General features: G+C 62.3%; 15 protein-coding genes. 5 read left to right on the top strand and 10 right to left on the bottom strand.

Going from position 1 to position 15,608, the window contains the following annotated elements; all coding sequences use genetic code 11:
* Window positions 1-37 precede the first annotated feature (37 nt).
* Genes BQ8794_RS05610 through BQ8794_RS05620 form a run of 3 tightly spaced genes read left to right on the top strand, consistent with a single transcriptional unit; the run spans window position 38 to window position 3,821 of the window.
* A complete protein-coding gene (locus BQ8794_RS05610; protein ID WP_077374194.1) occupies window positions 38-895 on the top strand; it encodes an N-formylglutamate amidohydrolase in 858 nt (285 codons plus the stop codon).
* The gene (locus BQ8794_RS05615; RefSeq protein ID WP_077374197.1) at window positions 892-2,760 is read left to right on the top strand and encodes a flavohemoglobin expression-modulating QEGLA motif protein; all 1,869 of its coding nucleotides are present in this window, start codon (window positions 892-894) and stop codon (window positions 2,758-2,760) included. Before BQ8794_RS05610 ends, BQ8794_RS05615 begins: the two co-directional genes overlap by 4 nt.
* Window positions 2,761-2,774: 14 nt before the next feature.
* Window positions 2,775-3,821, top strand: coding sequence for a glutathione synthetase (locus tag BQ8794_RS05620; RefSeq protein ID WP_077374200.1), 1,047 nt, complete (start codon window positions 2,775-2,777; stop codon window positions 3,819-3,821).
* Between the two features lie 299 nt (window positions 3,822-4,120).
* Here BQ8794_RS05620 and BQ8794_RS05625 read toward each other — a convergent pair whose 3' ends face one another.
* Together BQ8794_RS05625 and BQ8794_RS05630 are read right to left on the bottom strand one after the other, a co-directional pair.
* A complete protein-coding gene (locus BQ8794_RS05625) occupies window positions 4,121-5,854 on the bottom strand; it encodes an adenylate/guanylate cyclase domain-containing protein (RefSeq protein ID WP_244554869.1) in 1,734 nt (577 codons plus the stop codon).
* A 293-nt stretch (window positions 5,855-6,147) separates the two neighbouring features.
* The gene (locus BQ8794_RS05630) at window positions 6,148-6,666 is read right to left on the bottom strand and encodes a phosphoglycerate mutase family protein (RefSeq protein ID WP_077374206.1); all 519 of its coding nucleotides are present in this window, start codon (window positions 6,664-6,666) and stop codon (window positions 6,148-6,150) included.
* 422 nt (window positions 6,667-7,088) lie between these two features.
* Here BQ8794_RS05630 and BQ8794_RS05635 point away from each other — a divergent pair, with 422 nt between their 5' ends.
* Window positions 7,089-8,078, top strand: a complete 990-nt coding sequence (locus BQ8794_RS05635; RefSeq protein ID WP_077374208.1) for a methyltransferase — start codon at window positions 7,089-7,091, stop codon at window positions 8,076-8,078.
* A 242-nt stretch (window positions 8,079-8,320) separates the two neighbouring features.
* On the opposite strand, the gene BQ8794_RS05640 is transcribed toward BQ8794_RS05635, so the two are convergent.
* The 7 genes from BQ8794_RS05640 to BQ8794_RS05670 form a co-directional block, all read right to left on the bottom strand.
* Window positions 8,321-9,049: an amino acid ABC transporter ATP-binding protein gene (locus BQ8794_RS05640; RefSeq protein WP_143744473.1), complete on the bottom strand. Its 729-nt coding sequence runs from the start codon at window positions 9,047-9,049 to the stop codon at window positions 8,321-8,323.
* Window positions 9,050-9,075: 26 nt separating this feature from the next.
* Entirely contained in the window at window positions 9,076-9,750 is a 675-nt protein-coding gene (locus BQ8794_RS05645; RefSeq protein ID WP_077374213.1) for an amino acid ABC transporter permease, read from the bottom strand.
* The gene (locus BQ8794_RS05650) at window positions 9,747-10,418 is read right to left on the bottom strand and encodes an amino acid ABC transporter permease (protein ID WP_077374216.1); all 672 of its coding nucleotides are present in this window, start codon (window positions 10,416-10,418) and stop codon (window positions 9,747-9,749) included. The genes BQ8794_RS05645 and BQ8794_RS05650 overlap by 4 nt, the downstream gene beginning before the upstream one ends.
* A gap of 151 nt (window positions 10,419-10,569) precedes the next feature.
* Window positions 10,570-11,376 (bottom strand): ABC transporter substrate-binding protein, encoded by an 807-nt coding sequence (locus BQ8794_RS05655; protein ID WP_244554870.1) that lies wholly within the window; start codon window positions 11,374-11,376, stop codon window positions 10,570-10,572.
* Between the two features lie 108 nt (window positions 11,377-11,484).
* Complete coding sequence (locus tag BQ8794_RS05660; RefSeq protein WP_077374222.1) at window positions 11,485-12,648, bottom strand: saccharopine dehydrogenase family protein; 1,164 nt, start codon at window positions 12,646-12,648, stop codon at window positions 11,485-11,487.
* The gene (locus BQ8794_RS05665) at window positions 12,645-13,181 is read right to left on the bottom strand and encodes an Lrp/AsnC family transcriptional regulator (protein ID WP_051505748.1); all 537 of its coding nucleotides are present in this window, start codon (window positions 13,179-13,181) and stop codon (window positions 12,645-12,647) included. The genes BQ8794_RS05660 and BQ8794_RS05665 overlap by 4 nt, the downstream gene beginning before the upstream one ends.
* Before the next feature lie 173 nt (window positions 13,182-13,354).
* A complete protein-coding gene (locus BQ8794_RS05670) occupies window positions 13,355-14,278 on the bottom strand; it encodes a LysR family transcriptional regulator (RefSeq protein WP_077374225.1) in 924 nt (307 codons plus the stop codon).
* A 92-nt stretch (window positions 14,279-14,370) separates the two neighbouring features.
* Here BQ8794_RS05670 and BQ8794_RS05675 point away from each other — a divergent pair, with 92 nt between their 5' ends.
* Window positions 14,371-15,201 carry an NAD(P)H-dependent oxidoreductase gene (locus tag BQ8794_RS05675; RefSeq protein ID WP_077374228.1) on the top strand — a complete coding sequence of 277 codons (831 nt, stop codon included), beginning with the start codon at window positions 14,371-14,373 and terminating at the stop codon, window positions 15,199-15,201.
* A gap of 50 nt (window positions 15,202-15,251) precedes the next feature.
* On the opposite strand, the gene BQ8794_RS36260 is transcribed toward BQ8794_RS05675, so the two are convergent.
* On the bottom strand, window positions 15,252-15,608 hold a 357-nt coding region (locus BQ8794_RS36260), incomplete at its 5' end, for a 3-keto-5-aminohexanoate cleavage protein (RefSeq protein ID WP_244554871.1).

A 15,608-nucleotide genomic window follows, 5' to 3' on the forward strand; every position in this document is an offset into this window, starting at 1 on the left:
TCCACACTCTCCACGCATTCGATGGACTGTGAACACGATGACTTCCAACAGTGATCCGGGCAACAGTGATCCGGGCAACAATGATCCGGGCAACAATGATCCGGGTGGATCACCGGCAGGCTGGACGATCAAGCTCGGAGAGTCGCCTATAGTAGGTACAGCTATCCACAGCGGCACCGACGTTGGCAGGGCTTGTCGATCGCTCATGTGTCTCTCCGATCCCGACCGGCGTCGAGAAGAGGACCCGTTCACCGAGCGTTTCATCGCCGATTTTCCTACCCAGATCATCGTTCATCGGTCGCGCTTCCAAGTGGATCTGAACCGTGCGCGAGACGCTGCGGTCTACCGGTCGCCGGACCAGTCCTGGGGCCTGAAAGTCTGGCGAGAGCAGCCGGACGAGGACATCGTTACGGCGTCTCTCTCCTTTCACGACGCCTTCTACAGTGAGCTGAACCGTGTCCTTGCCGGTATCGAGAAGCGCCATGGCAGGTTCGTTCTCATCGACGTCCATAGTTATAATCACCGGCGCGACGGACGGGAGGCTATGCCTACGTCCCGTGACGTCGCGCCCGACATCAACATCGGTACGTCTTCCATGGACCGCGAGCGCTGGGCACCGGTCGTCGACGCTTTCATCGAGACGCTTCGCGGCCAGCGTCTCAACGGCGAGCCGATCGACGTGCGCGAGAATGTGTCCTTCCAGGGCAAGGGCGAACAGACCCGTTTCGTCCATGCCAATTTTCCGGAAACCGGGTGTGCCATCGCCGTCGAGTTCAAGAAGATTTTCATGGACGAGTGGAGTGGCGAACCCGACTGGGGAACAATCGAGCGGCTGCGCGCCATGCTGGCGTCTACGGTGCCCGTCCTGGAGTCGGCGCTGCGGGCCATGCGATGAAGCCCAAGCTCGTTGAGCCCGCGCCTCCATTGGCGCAAATCGAATCGGACCTGGACGCGCTTTTGCGGGACGGCAAGCCAATCCGCCGCGACTTCGGCAATGGCAACCGTTTGCACATGGATCGGCCGCTGCCCTTTCTGTGTGTCCATGTTGGGTCGCATCAGGATGCGGCATTCCATGCCGCCTCCGCCAACGCGTCCTATCTGATCGCGACCGACATCGGCCTCGCCCGCGAGGCCGCGCGGCTGGTGGTGCGAAGGCTGCGCGATCACTGCGGCGCCTTCCTCATGCTGGACATCGGCGAGTTGGCCGAAGACCGGTTCCTGACCGAGGATGTTCCGTTCCTGCCGCCCTTCGAGATTGCGCTGGCCTGCGGCGACACGGCGGCGGAGAAGGCGGCACTGAAGCGCTTCGCCACCGCTGCGTCCGCACGCGAAGCAAAATACCGCACGCCCCGCGTCGACGAACTCAACCCCACGACACGCGCCGAAGCACGGCTTCTGGATGATCTCGGTGATGCGGCGTGCTTGACGGTACGCTTCGCACCGATTTACCGGGTGCCTGGCACCAAGCGCGTCTACCCCGAACTCCACGACCTTGTCGTCGCCAACATGGTCGATTCCGCGCTTCAGGCCGTCAGCGCCTTCCTGAAGGCATCAAGGCTGGAACAGCCGGCAACCCATCGTTCGCTGGGGCGGCGCGCCTATATCGACGCAGTGGTGCGCGCTGATCGGGCGATCGACAACGTCGCGTCGACATTCGATTTTCTGCTTGCCGTCACACCGATCAATGCCGAACCAGCTTGGCTGGAATTCCAGGCAGGCGCCTTCGAGCGTGTGCCCGTACTGCTCTACAGGCCGCTGGAGTTCGAGGTCGCCGGCCAGAAACGGAAGCTCTATTCGGTCTCGCTCGATCATCTGGAAGATCCGCTGCTGACCACGCTGCTCTCGCAAAAGCAGCAGGAACTCGATCTCCAGCTGTCGATGCTCGCGGCGCGCGAAACGCCCCGCTTCGTCGAACTTGGACGAGCACTCTATGGCAGCGTCGAGCCGAGCCTGGCGGCGAGGGCACGCACTATTCTTGAAAGGCTACCGCCAGTTGCTTCGGCGGCCCGGCAGACGGGCCTGGGTGCTGACGCCGTTGCCGCGGCCGCGCGAGACATGATCGCCGGATACCGGGCCGCCTACCCCGATTTCGATGCTTCCGTGGAGATCCGCGGCGACCTGCCGGCCGGTCTCCTGGTCTCGCGAAACCGGCTGCTGGTTTCGCGCGATACCAACCTTCCACCGGAGCGTCTGACTGCGCTGCTCAGTCACGAGATCGGTGTTCATCTGCTGACCTATTTCAACGGTGATGCGCAGGGGCTCGCCATCTTCCGCAACGGGCTCGCCGGCTATGAGGGCATGCAGGAGGGACTGGCCGTGCTGGCGGAATATCTGGTCGGCGGCATGACCGCAGCGCGGTTGAGGCTGATCGCGGCCAGGGTTATCGCCTGTCAGGCGATGCTCGAGGGAGCAACATTCGAGGAGACCTTCCGCATCCTCCACAGGGATTTCGGTCTCGACGATCGCGGCGCCTTCAACGTCGTTCTGCGTGTCTATCGAGGCGGGGGCCTTGCAAAGGACGCCATCTATCTGCGGGGCATGGTGCAGGTCCTCGATCATCTGAAGGACGGCGGCAGCCTCACGCCGTTCTGGATCGGCAAGATCTCCGCTGCGCATTTCGGAGCGATCCAGGAACTCAACGCGCGCGGCTTGCTGCGGGCGCCGCGCCTCGAGCCCGCGTTCCTCTCTTCCGACGCGGCGCGTCCGCGTCTCAAGAAAGCGATGGCGGGAATCGATCCGATCGATATGGTTGAAACTTGAGCGGAGTCTCCTCGATGCGCATTGCGTTCTTTGTCAATTCCATTGAGAGCGAGACGCCCGCCTACACGACGACAGCGTTGGCGCTGGCCGCCGTCCAGCGCGGCCATTCCGTTGTCTATGTTGAACCAGGCGACTTCATACTGCGTCCGGATGACGGTCTGGCTGTCAGCGTAGCGGTTCTGCCGGATGCTTCCTACAAGACGTCCGACAGACTGCATGCTGCCCTGAAGGATGCAGCGAAGCAGAAAAAGACTTTGGCGATAAGCGATATCGACATTGTGTTTCTGCGCAACGATCCGTCGCTGGACGCCACCGATCGGCCATGGGCCGCCAACGCAGGCGTTATGTTCGGGCGGCTCGCGGCGGCTCGCGGCGCGATTGTCGTCAACGATCCGGATGGCCTGGGACAGGCGCAGAGCAAGCTCTACCTTCAGTCTTTTCCCGAGGCGGTCAGGCCGGCTACCCTGATATCGCGCAGCATTACCGAGATCCGCGCATTTATCGACAAACACTCGAAGGGCTGCATCGTCAAGCCACTCCAAGGATCGGGTGGCAAGAACGTCTTCCATATTGCAACGCCCACCGATTCCAACCTCAACCAGATTTTCGAAGCGGCCAGCGGTGACGGCTATCTCATCGCGCAGGTCTACATTCCGGAGGCCAAGGCTGGTGACGTGCGTCTTTTCCTGATGAACGGTCTGCCGCTGGTGCGCGACGGCAATTACGCAGCCTTTCGCCGCGTTCCAGCCAAGGGCGACGTCCGGTCCAATATCCATGCCGCCGGAACAGCCCGCAAAGTCAAGGTAACGGGCACGATGTTGGGCATTGCCGGGATGGTGCGCCCCAAATTGATCAATGACGGCATGTTTCTGGTTGGGCTCGACATCGTCGGAGACAAACTTCTGGAGATCAACGTCTTCACGCCAGGCGGGCTGACACGGCTCGCCGTCATGTACAAGACGGATTTTGCCACACCTGTCATCATTGCGCTGGAGGAGAAGCGGGTGCTGCGCCAAGCCTATGGAACGACCATGACAAATTCGCGGCTGGCGACGCTCTGAGGGATGCAGGCAAGCCGGCTAGCAGGCCAACTAGGACGGCAAGTGGGTTGAGGTTCGCACTGAGCCTCTGACGACATTCGGCTGAAGACGCCGGCCGGGTCTGTCCAGACTAGGGCAGAATCCAATCACTCTGAACGACCGAGTTCAATCCTTGTCTGCCCTTCGTTCGGAGAACTTCTACGGCAAGTTCTGACCCTGACCGGTCCTTCAGGACCCATTTTCCTTCCAGGAACCGGACATTCGGCCCAACCAGCGCTCATGACCCAAGGGCGCCAACGCCGCGAGAGCGGTCCAAGGGATCAACTAGCCTCCAATCTGAAAACGTTTGTCGCCTCGTGCCGGCCGCGCAATATATGCTCGCCGACGGGTTGCGCCGAGCATTCGGGTCCAGCAGATCGCAGCACGGCGTCGCTGACCAGAATGACCGCTTCGTCTTCGTCAGTCATGCATTTTTTGGCGACATCCTCGATACGTTGCGCGGTGTTCACGACATCTCCGACAAGCGTATAGTTGATGCGCCCTGGAGCCCCGATATTTCCCACCATCGCCGGGCCGGCATGGATGCCTATCCGGATTCTCGCGGGCGGCAGTCCAAGCCCCCGTCGACGCCGATTGTCGCCAACGATCGCAGTGGCGATCGCGCGCGCTGCACGACAGGCACGGGCTGAATGATCCAGCTGCAATTCAGGCGCTCCCCAAAATGCCATCAGCGAGTCGCCGATGTACTTGTCGATCGTGCCACCTTCCGCCTCCACGCAGGCGGCAAGCAGCCGGAAATGATCATTGAGGAATGTCGCCGCATCGGACGCCGATAGCCGCTCGGCAAGGCTCGTGAAGTCGACGATGTCGGTGAACAGTACTGTGACTTCCCGCTCCACAAGCGCTGTCGCGTGCTCCCCCTGCGCCATCAACTGCTTGACCAGGCGTCGAGGCACATAGGTCTCGAACCAGTGCAGAGTCGCGATGAGCGCGTTGTAGGCGCGGATCGCCTCGTCCAGTTCGCGAAGATGACTGCCGGCGAGCGGGCGGGCAGAAGTGAGATCGAGCGTGCGAATTGCAGACGTTGCGCGTGCCAGACGCAATATCGGCCTTCCGATCGCATAGCCGACCAGCCAGGCGCCAGCGACCGCCGCAAGGACAGCCGCGAGCCCCAGCCAGGCCGCGCGCTCAATTCGGCGGACTTCGCTGCCAAGCTCGTCGAGCGGCAGATAGCGGCCGACCATCCAAGGTTGGTCGCTGTATCCAGAGATGTCGCGATAGATGAATATATAGGGAGTGCGATCGACGGTGACGATATGGCTTTTCGAAGAACCTACGAAGGCGGCTGCGCCCGTCTCGGGATTTGGACTCCAGATCGACGCTAGCACCCGATCCCCGATCTCGGTCACTTCCGGAAGGAGGTTGTCGCGCTTGAACAGCTGAGGATTGTGCGCAAGTGCTGCATGAGCGACGACGTGGTTGCGGCCGAGAAGGATGAACGCGCCAACATCTGACCCGGCGGGCGATTCGGCGAGAAAGCGTGACAGCTCCGAAACCGTAACCGTGGTCAATAAAATCCCGAGAAAGGAACCCTCATGCCACAGGGGGGTACGAACGTTGACGAGAGGCTGGTTCAACCGTTCACTCCACAGAAGCTCTCCCCAGACCGGGTGACCTGCGTTTCGCGCCATCTCGAACGCTTCGTCCAGGCCGGGCACGGTTCGCATGTCGATCTTTCGCAGAACGACATCGTCGCCATGGCGTTCGGCGCGCAGTTGCTTCAGATCGGTGCGAATGACGGCAAGCGCGGCGACCTGTGGAATACCTGCGAGTGCCGCCCGAAGTTGGCTCAGTGAGGCAGCTTCATCTTGCGGGTCGAGATCGCCATCGCGGAAAAGCCTGGCCAGGAATTCGGACTGGTCGCGGGCTGGATCGAGGTGCAATCGAGTCCGTTCCACAATCGTGTCGATAATTCGCTCACTGCGGTCGCGGACGAGAGCGACAGTGTTCTGGCGGCCACTTTCCAATGCCAGGATGAGCGCGGCTGCGGTCACTGCGATGACGACACCAAACGTGAAAGCCAGCGCAGCGCGTATCGAGACGCGGCGCGGATGCCACGACGATGCTTCCTCACCGCTATTGGATCGAGCCTTTGCGGCGCCTGCCGATCTCGCCCCGGGAAACAACTTCCCAGCCAGAACCCTTCGCAATTTCGGACCGACAATGGACATCCGACGATCAGCGAACCGCGAGCGAGAGAAAGGGCGGGCTGTAGTCCGGGACACAACCTCCCGTTAGGTCGCTCGCTTGATGGGTTGAAGCACTCAGCTTCAATTTTTCAATAGTGTCAGTAGTGGAGGTGCAGCACCATCGGCGCCTGTTTTTCCCTCGGGACGACCACGAACAGATTGTCATATGCACTTCGTTCAATCTTGACTTCTTCAGGATATCCGAGCGCCTTGAGAATCTCTGGAATGGTGCTCCAATGCCCAACGACAAGCACTCTGTCGCTGCCGTTCTCTGAGCGGAGTTGACGGACCAAGCCGTCGCTGTCCTCATACGAATGAACACGAATTTCGAGTCCACGGGTTTTCGCGAGTGGCTCTGCCGTCTCAACAGTCCGCGTGGCTTGCGTGGCATAGATAGCGGTAACGCCGGCGTCCTTTAGTCGCTCAGCCAGCATCTTTGCCCTTTGTTGTCCGGACTCCGACAGCGGGGTTTCGTCGAGAATCTCATCCAGGTTCAGTGTCGATGGCGGATCACTGTGCCGAACGATATAAATCACCTCCTGCGCACTGACTGGATGGGGCAATACGAGGAAGCCAGCAGATAAACCGACCAGAAAACGGATGGCCTTAGCTCCCATGACCGTTGCTCCCTGCGTCCGGCTCTCCCAGACGAAACTCCCAATGGTAACATGCAAGGCACGTTGCAGATAGCCAGTGGCTCCGCACGAGGAGGCGACAGGAGTGTTCGGCAGCTGCCCCAGCAGATGACAGCAATGGGGCCCAAAACGGCCGTAGCGGTCGGGTATGGCGCACGTGGTCGGTTGGAGCGTTCAGATTTCAGATTGCCTGATGAAGCTCGGGAAGGTTCGGCCGGGGTGGGGGAAGGTCGTCGTCGCCGAGGTTCTGACCAACGACCGGACTGCACGACCTTCCGGACCTTCCGTGACAGTGTCTGAGCGAACCGAGGCCTTCGACAGCCACCTCGGTGGTCCTCCAATTTGGGGAAGCGTTACGTTCGCTCCATTCTGCTAGACTTGCGCTGACACTGGAGGAAAAAGCCATGCCCAGCCCGTCGCAACAGATCATGAGGCTAGGATTCGGGTTCGCCGTGTCACAGGCGCTGCGCGTCATGATCGAATTTGGCGTCCCCGATCTCCTGGCCGCCGGCGAGCAGTCGGTGGATGAACTAGCGGCTGCCACTCGGTCAGATGCTGACGCGCTTTATCGTGTCATGCGACTTCTCGCGGCTGAAGGGGTCTTCAGGGAAGTAATGCCCCGGCATTTCGAGTTGACCGAGGTTGGCGCAGTGCTGCGCTCCGATCGCCCGGGTCCCCGTGACTTCGTGCGTATGATCAACAGCGAGGGTTATCTTGCCTTCGAGCAGCTTCGGTATTCTGTCCGCACAGGAATGCCAGCCTTCGACAAGGTGTTCGGGAGCCCAAGGTTTGACTGGCTGTCGGAACACCCGGAACAGGCTGCCTTGTTTCAGCGTGCGATGGTAGCCTTGAGCCAAGGCAGCAACGAGGCCGTTGCCGAAGCCTATGACTTCGGGCCGTTCACGCGGATCATCGACGTTGGCGGCGGACATGGCCAGCTTCTCTCGGCGATTCTGGCCCGCAACCCCCATTTGAGCGGTGTGCTTTTCGATCTGCCTTCGGGCGTCGCGGCAGCACAGCAGGGTGCTGGAGGCGACCTGCCGCGCACCGAATTTGTCGCCGGTGACTTTTTTGGGAGCGTCCCCAGTGGCGACGTCTACGTCATCAAGAAGGTCGTTCACGATTGGGATGATGGGCGCGCTGCAGCGATCCTGCGAAATTGCCGTAAGGCTATGCTGCCAAACGGGAGGGTGCTCGTGGCCGAGACGCTTGTGCCGCCGGGTGGCGAACCGGACCTGATTAAAGAAATCGACGTGGTCATGCTCGCCGTCACCGGCGGCCTGGAGAGGACGGAGGCACAATATGCCAGCCTGTTCGACGCCGCCGGGCTACGGCTTGAACAAGTGATTCAGACCCAAGGACCCATTTCCATCCTTGAGGCGTCTCCGGCCTAAGACTGGATTGCGGTCGGGCATCCCTTTGGGAAAGGAGAAGTTGAGCCACAGTCCGGACGTTCCAACTTCCTTTCGGGAAGGACTTTGTTGGGTCGACACCGGTCGGAACGCGAAGGGCGGCTCTGGAGATGCGCCGGGAAGGTCGGCAATTGGCGCTAATTGCTCGTTCCCATCGACGAGACGAATGGCAACATTCCACCCGTCTCGGCCATTGGCGACAGCCAGCTGGTTGAGTTTTGACTCTAATGCCGCAGAATCTTGCTCAGGAAGGCGCGGCTGCGGTCGGTCTTGGGGTGCGAGAAGAATTCATCCGGCGTGCCGCTCTCGACGATGGCGCCGGCATCCATGAACACCACGCGCTGGGCGACCTTGCGGGCAAAGCCCATCTCATGCGTCACCACCATCATGGTCATGCCTTCCTCGGCCACCGCGACCATGACGTCGAGCACTTCCGAGATCATCTCGGGGTCGAGCGCCGAGGTCGGCTCGTCGAACAGCATGATCTTGGGGCGCATGCCGAGGCAGCGCGCGATCGCCACGCGCTGCTGCTGGCCGCCGGAGAGTTGTGCGGGATAGGCGTTGACCTTGTCGGCAAGACCGACCTTGGCCAGCAGCTCGCGCCCGGCCTTCTCGGCTTCAGCGCGCGGGATCTTGCGCACATGGATCGGCGCCAGCGTCACGTTCTCGAGCGCCGTCTTGTGCGGATAGAGGTTGAAGGACTGGAAGACGAAGCCGATCTCGGTGCGCAGCCGCGTCATGTTGGTGGCGGGATCGGCGAGGCGCTGGCCGTCGACCACCAGGTCGCCGTCGCGGATCGTCTCCAGCCCGTTGATGCAGCGGATCAAGGTGCTCTTGCCCGAGCCGCTCGGCCCGCAGACGACGACCACCTCGCGCGGCTCGACGCTCAGCGTGATGTCCTTCAGCACATTGAGCGTGCCGAACCATTTGTTGACGCCGCGAAACTCGATCATGCCGGTGCGACCTTTGATGGGTTTCGTCACAATTGCACCTCGCCATGAGCCGCACCCATGCGCTGCTCCAACCGGCGGGCCAGCATGATCAGCGGATAGCAGACGATGAAATAGCCGAGGCCGACGAGGAAGAAGACCAGCAGGCCGTTGGGCACACGCTGCACCACCAGCCAGCCGACGCGGGTGAGGTCGGTGAGCCCGATGGCCGAGACAACAGAGGAATCCTTGATCAGCAGCACATACTGCCCGACCAGTGGCGGCAGCACGATGCGCATCGCCTGCGGCAGCACCACCTGGCGCATGCGATGCCAGCGCGACAGGCCGGACGCCAGCGCCGCCTCGACCTGGCCAGTCGGTACCGAGCGGATGCCGGCGACGACGATTTCGCAGATGAAGCAGGCGGCCAGATTGGTCAGCGCGATTATGCCGGCGGTGAAGGCGTCCAGCTCGATGCCGAGTTCCGGCAGGATGAAGAAGATCAGGAAGATCTGCACCAGGAACGGCGTGCCGCGGATCAGGTCGACCCAGGCGCCGATCACGCTGCTGATCAGCCGGTTGCCGCCGGTCCGCAGGATGCCGAGGCCAAAGCCGATCAGCGTGCCCAGCACCAGGCTGACCAGCGACAGCATCACGGTCATGCCGAGGCCGCGCAAGGCGAGGGGATAGCTGCCGGCGAGGCTTTGCAGCTGCTGCCAGATCATGTCCGTGCCCCCGCTAGGCCGAGCCAGCGCCCGGACAGCGCCGCCAGTCCCTTCAGCCCGTAATAGAGCAGAAGATAGAAGGCGGCGATGGTGATGAAACCTTCCGCCGGCATGAAGCGGTCGGAGGCGAGCAATTGTCCGGCACGCGTCAGTTCGGCGACCGCGATCAGCGACAGCAGAGCCGAATCCTTGACCAGCACGATCGCCTGTCCGAGCAGCGGCGGGATCGTCACCTTGAACGCCTGCGGCAGGATGACTAGGCGCATGCGTTGGACATAGGTCATTCCCGAAGCGACACCGGCCTCGACCTGGCCGCGCGGGATCGACAGGATACCGGCGCGGATGATCTCGGCGACATAGGCGCCGCTGTTCAGCGACAAAGCAAGGATGCCGACGACGAGCTCAGGCAGAATGATGCCGAGCCGCGGCAGGCCGAAATAGAGGAAATAAAGCTGCGCCAGCAAGGGCGTGGCGCGCACCGCGTCGATATAGGCCTTGGCCGGCACGCGAAACAGCCAGCCGCGCTGCAGGTTCATGGCGGCGAGCACGATGCCGACGGCGAGCGCCCCGGCAAAGGAAAGGACAGACAGCCACACGGTCGTGACGAGGCCCTGCCCGAACAGGGGCAGATATTCGACGATGGTGCGGAGGCTGAAATTTTCGAGCATCGCTGGGCGGTGAATGGTGAATAGTGAATGGTTAAAGAGGGAGTAGTGAATGGTGAATAGGGATTAGCGAAGAGGGATTGGCGAATAGAGAATAGCGAATAGCGAGTAGCGATTTACTATTCACTATTCACTATTGTCTATTCACACTACATCAGTGATCCTTCTTCCAGTCGTCGGAATTGACCCAGTAGTCGAGGTTCTTCTGCAGGCGGCCGTCGAGGCTGACCTGGTCGAGGAACAGGTTCATCCAGGTCAGCAGGTCCTGCTCGTCATAGCGCGTGGCGAAGGCCAGCGGCTCCTTCGACAGCATGTCCGGCATGATGGTGAAGCTGCCGGCCGGGTAGGCGGTCGACTGGCCCTTGACCGCCGAGACGTCGTTGACGCCACAATCGGCCTGGCCATTGTTGACGGCGTCGAGCAGCAGCGGGCCGCCGCCCTTGTAGCTCTTGATGTCGGCGTCGGGGAAGGCCTTCTTGGCCTCCTTCTCGCCGGTGGCGCCGAGCAGCACGGCGATCTTGGTGCCCTTGGCCTTGCAATCCTCGGTGGATTTGAACTTGCCGTCGGCCTTGGTGAAGACGGTGCTGCCGGTGTACATGTAAGGCTTGGTGAAGGCGACCTTCATCGCCCGCGCCAGCGTCGGCGTCATGTCGGCGACCAGAAGATCGGCCTTGCCCGACAGCAGCGCCGGGATCAGACCGTCCCAATCGAAATCCAAAAAGGTGATCTTGACGCCCATTTCCTTGGCCATCAGTTCGGCAAGCTCGACCGAACTGCCGGTGCGCTCGCCGGCAGCACCGACCAGCGAGAAGGGCGGTCCCTGCGTCTGCACGGCAACGCGCAACTCGCCGCGCTTGGTGATCTCGTCGAGCGTTCCGGCACTGGCCGCGGCAGTGAGGCCGGCGAGCGCAAGGCCTGCGATGAAAAGCTTGGCAATCATCGCAATCTTCATTGGCGTCATTGGGCATTCCTCCTTGTTGTCGTTTGTTATTTTCACTTTGCTGTCCCACCCCTTGGGGTGCTTTTTGAGCGGCAGCGCCGTTGCCGGCGACCACCGTTCGAAAATCCTTCAATCCCAGTCGATCGTTTCGGATACCCGTAGACCGCGTCTGGCCAGCTCATCGAGAAAGCGGCCGTCGGGCACATGCAGCAGCGGATTGAGCAGGCCGGGCTCGGTAATTTCGCCCCGCGCCAGCATCTGCGCCACGATGCTGGCGGGATAGCCGACGCCGAGGCTCATGCCGAACAGGCCGGAGGCGAGGTCGCGTTCGATGACCAGGTCCGACATCACCGTCTTGCGGCGGCCATCTTGGGTGCCGGTAAAGACATTGCGCATCACGCAAAGGTCCTTTTCGTCGGCGCCGTATTGCAGTTGCGGGCCGAGCAGCCGGCCGAGAAATTCACGTGGGCTGGCGCCAACGCCGGGCACCTTGTCCTCGGAAAGGAAGCCAAGCTCCTTCAGCGGCGCCCAGAACGCCGACCAGCCCGGCCAGCGCAGCGAATAGCGGCCGGAGCGCTGCAGCCCCTTGGCGGCGGCAAGCATGTCGGCATAATGCGGCGCGTCGCCATTGGGGAAGGCTTCCAGCCTGCCCAACCCCACGACCTCGATCTGATGGATGAAGCGATTTTCATGTTGCTGGCCGGCCGGCACATCGACCCGCTTGCCGCCCTCGACCAGCACGCTGTCGCGGTTCTGGCTCATCAGAACCATGTCAAAATTCCAGCTCACCTTGTAGCATAGCGGCTTGGCCATCGCCTTCGGCTCGGGGATACCGCCGCAATAGGAATCAATCGCCGTGATGGCGTCGAACTGCCTTGCGGCGCGCGCGTAGAGCACAAGGTCGATGCCGGGGTCGAGCCCGCATTCGGTCATGATCGAAAGGCCGGCCGCTTCCGCCGCCGGGTCGAGGTCAGCGATCGTCTTGCCGTAATTGGTGGTGACCAGCGGCGTGCGCGTCGTGATCGCGGCCAGCACCGCCTCGCGCATCAGCGGCTGCGGCAACAGGTCGATTGCGGCGTCCACACCCGTCAACACGTTCGCCAACACAGGGGCGATCGCGCCTTCGGGCACGACGAAACGCACGCGGGCAAGGTCGGTCAGGCCGCCAAGCCGGGCCGCACCGTCTGGTGCAGTATCGACGCAGACGACTTCTTCGACACCGGCGCTGGCGACGAGATCGGCGATCGCCGCCCGGCCTTGCAGGCCGAGGCCGCCGAGAACCGCGATCTTCATGGTATTTCCTTTCGCCCAGTTTCGTCGCGCCCAGTTTCGTCGCGCTTGGTCTCGTCCGACCAGCAGCCTTCCGGCAGGCTGACCCATTTGTTGCAGGAGGCCATGACGACGAACGTCTCGCTGCGCACGACTTCGCCCGGCTCGCCGGCGCCGGGGATCAGCTCGCTGGTGACGCGATAGAGATCGGCGACATCGCCGGCCACCGTCACGTCGACGATGATGTCGAAGCGTCCGGTGACCACCGAGGCTGAGTTCACGAAAGGCAGTTCGGCGATGCGCTGCGCCAGTTCCCGGGCGCGGCCGCGCCCCTGCGCATTGATGCCGACGATCGCCGAGATCAATTCTGGGCGCTCGGTCAGGTTGAGCAGCCCGACAATCTTGAGCAGGTTGCGGTCAAGCAGGTTGCGCAGCCGCATGCGCACCGTCGGGACCGAGACGGCCATCTTCTCGGCGAGCCGATTGACGCCAAGCTGCGCATCCTGCGACAGCAGCTTGACAAGTCGCCGGTCGGTCTGATCGAGATGTTCCCGCAAACACTCAGGCTTTCATAAATGAAAAGAATTTATCGACTTTTCTTTCTGATATGAAAACAGCTTAGGGTGTATCTTTTGAAATCGCAAGAGAGTTCGCCCGTCTGTCAACAAGGCCGGATGGTGTATCCCGGAATACGGGAGGGCGGTGTCGTGGCCGACCGAGGGCATGCCGACTAACGCGACTTCTCGATCCCCGGAATGCCGCGAATCCGCTCGGCGAGAAAATCGACCAGCAGCCGGACCCTGGCAATGCCCGCGCGCTCCGGGACGATCAGCATGCTCAACGGAATGGGAGACGGGGCGTAGTCCGGCAGGATCACCTCCAGCCGGCCGGCCGCGAGGAGATCGTCGACAAGCCAGTGATGGGCAGGTGCGATGCCGCGACCGGCGACGAGGGCTTCGCGCGCGGCAAGCCCATGGTCGACCCGAAATCGGCCGCCAAAGGGCACCGCGTGGCGTTCGCCGCCCGGCCCCTGCAGGGCGAGCGTGTCGCTTCCCGCGATGTTCGACATCCGGATGCCTTCATGGCCAGGCAGATCCTGTGGGACAGCCGGTCTGCCCCGCGCCGCCAGATAGGCGGGTGCTGCCACCAGCAAACGCCGGGACTGGCCGAGCGCCCGCAGTTTCATCGAGCTGTCGGTGAGCGGACCGAGGCGAAGCGCGATGTCGACGCCCTCCCGCACAAGGTCGATGCGCTCGTCGGTGAGGCTGAGATCGACCCCGATGTCGGGGTAGCGGTCCTGAAAGGCGAAGATCAGCCGACTGATGTGCAAGACCCCGAGCGCCGCCGTGCAGGATATCCGGATCGTGCCGGCCGACGCGCCGCGCGTGCCCCGCGCCTCGTCGCCGGCCTGCTCGACGAGGCGCAGGATCTGGATGCTGTCGGCATAGTAACGGCTGCCTTCATCGGTCATCGTGACACGCCGGGTGGTCCTGCTGAGCAAGGGCACCCCGACGGCGTCTTCGAGCTCGCGCAAATGCCGCGTGACCGTCGACTGCCCAACCCCGAGCTCGCGCGCAACCGCCGACAGGCTGCCGCGCTCGGCGACGCGAACGAAGGTGCGCATGCGCTCGAGTGTGACGTCAGACCTATCCATTATTCGGCATAATCTTATGCATTGCTCAGATATAGCGGATCATCTCGGGCCTAGCTACCTTCAGCGCCATCATCCTTCTTCGGAGTGGCCCCATGAAAGTCCTGCTTGTTTTTGCTCATCCTGAACCGCGTTCGCTCAACGGCGCACTGCGTGACGTCGCCATCAGGGAACTCGAGGCCCAGGGCCACGAGGTGCGGGTGACTGATCTCTATGCCGATGGCTGGAAAGCCGAGGTGGACCGTGCCGACTTTCCGTCGTGGCCGCCCGAAGCACGCTTACTGCCGGCTGGGGCATCCAAAAAGGCTTTTGCGACCAACACGCTAACCGAAGATGTTAAAACAGAGATCGACAAGCTGCTGTGGGCCGACACGCTGATCCTCCAGTTCCCGCTGTGGTGGTACGCCATGCCGGCGATCCTCAAGGGCTGGGTCGACCGGGTGTACGCCTACGGCTTCGCCTATGGTGTCGGCGAGCATAGCGACAAGCGGTGGGGTGACCGCTTCGGCGAGGGAACGCTCGCCGGCAAGCGCGCGATGCTGATCGTGACCGCCGGCGGCTGGGAGGAGCATTATTCCGCCCGCGGCGTCAATGGCCCGATCGACGACCTGTTGTTCCCGATCAATCACGGGATCCTTTACTATCCGGGTTATGACGTGCTTCCGCCGTTCGTCGTCTACAGAGTGGATCGTTTCGGCGAGGCCGATTTCGAGCCTGTCGCGGAGCGCCTGCGCGAAAGGATGCGGACGATCGAGACAACCCGGCCGATTCCCTATCGGCAGCAGAATGGCGGGGACTACCACATCCCGAACATGCAGCTCCGCTCTGAACTGGGCGACCCGGGCGCCACAGGGTTCGCGCTTCACGAGGATCGCAAAACCGCGAAATCGGCGACGCCGCGTTCGACTTTGCGGGACGTGGCCTGACGCAGCATCCCGAGAAGATCGGGCAAGGCGCCCGAAATCTGTGGGATGAATCAGCGACCGGCCCGGAAAATCGCCACCGCAGCAGCCGTCAGTGCGGCATTGCCTGATGCCGTAGTGCCGTCCGGAAGCGCCTTGCCGTCTTCCAGCCCGACACGCGTCGACCAGTGGCGCTCCGCCGCTCGGTGCACGAATGGCCAGACCGTCGCGTCGGAACCATGCAGCAGAATGGCGCGGCGCATCCCGGCCCGGTCGAGCACGGCCGCGATGCCATCTGAGACAGCAAAAGCCTCGTCCAACTCCTGCTCGGAAATCTCGATCAGGATGCGCAGCACCTGGCTGCCATGGTCGAGGCGGACCAGGCGCTCGGCATCGGCGACGGAGGCGAGCCCGGCCTCGACGCCGATGCC

The organism is Mesorhizobium prunaredense, assembly GCF_900156895.1.
GTDB classification, from domain to species: Bacteria; Pseudomonadota; Alphaproteobacteria; order Rhizobiales; family Rhizobiaceae; genus Mesorhizobium; species Mesorhizobium prunaredense.

Bases quoted from the DNA above. Each gene is read 5' to 3' on its own strand.
- BQ8794_RS05610 (WP_077374194.1), top strand. From the start codon at position 38: ATGACTTCCAACAGTGATCCGGGCAACAGTGATCCGGGCAACAATGAT.
- BQ8794_RS05615 (WP_077374197.1), top strand. From the start codon at position 892: ATGAAGCCCAAGCTCGTTGAGCCCGCGCCTCCATTGGCGCAAATCGAA.
- BQ8794_RS05620 (WP_077374200.1), top strand. From the start codon at position 2,775: ATGCGCATTGCGTTCTTTGTCAATTCCATTGAGAGCGAGACGCCCGCC.
- BQ8794_RS05630 (WP_077374206.1), bottom strand. From the start codon at position 6,666: ATGGGAGCTAAGGCCATCCGTTTTCTGGTCGGTTTATCTGCTGGCTTC.
- BQ8794_RS05635 (WP_077374208.1), top strand. From the start codon at position 7,089: ATGCCCAGCCCGTCGCAACAGATCATGAGGCTAGGATTCGGGTTCGCC.
- BQ8794_RS05640 (WP_143744473.1), bottom strand. From the start codon at position 9,049: ATGATCGAGTTTCGCGGCGTCAACAAATGGTTCGGCACGCTCAATGTG.
- BQ8794_RS05645 (WP_077374213.1), bottom strand. From the start codon at position 9,750: ATGATCTGGCAGCAGCTGCAAAGCCTCGCCGGCAGCTATCCCCTCGCC.
- BQ8794_RS05650 (WP_077374216.1), bottom strand. From the start codon at position 10,418: ATGCTCGAAAATTTCAGCCTCCGCACCATCGTCGAATATCTGCCCCTG.
- BQ8794_RS05655 (WP_244554870.1), bottom strand. From the start codon at position 11,376: ATGACGCCAATGAAGATTGCGATGATTGCCAAGCTTTTCATCGCAGGC.
- BQ8794_RS05660 (WP_077374222.1), bottom strand. From the start codon at position 12,648: ATGAAGATCGCGGTTCTCGGCGGCCTCGGCCTGCAAGGCCGGGCGGCG.
- BQ8794_RS05670 (WP_077374225.1), bottom strand. From the start codon at position 14,278: ATGGATAGGTCTGACGTCACACTCGAGCGCATGCGCACCTTCGTTCGC.
- BQ8794_RS05675 (WP_077374228.1), top strand. From the start codon at position 14,371: ATGAAAGTCCTGCTTGTTTTTGCTCATCCTGAACCGCGTTCGCTCAAC.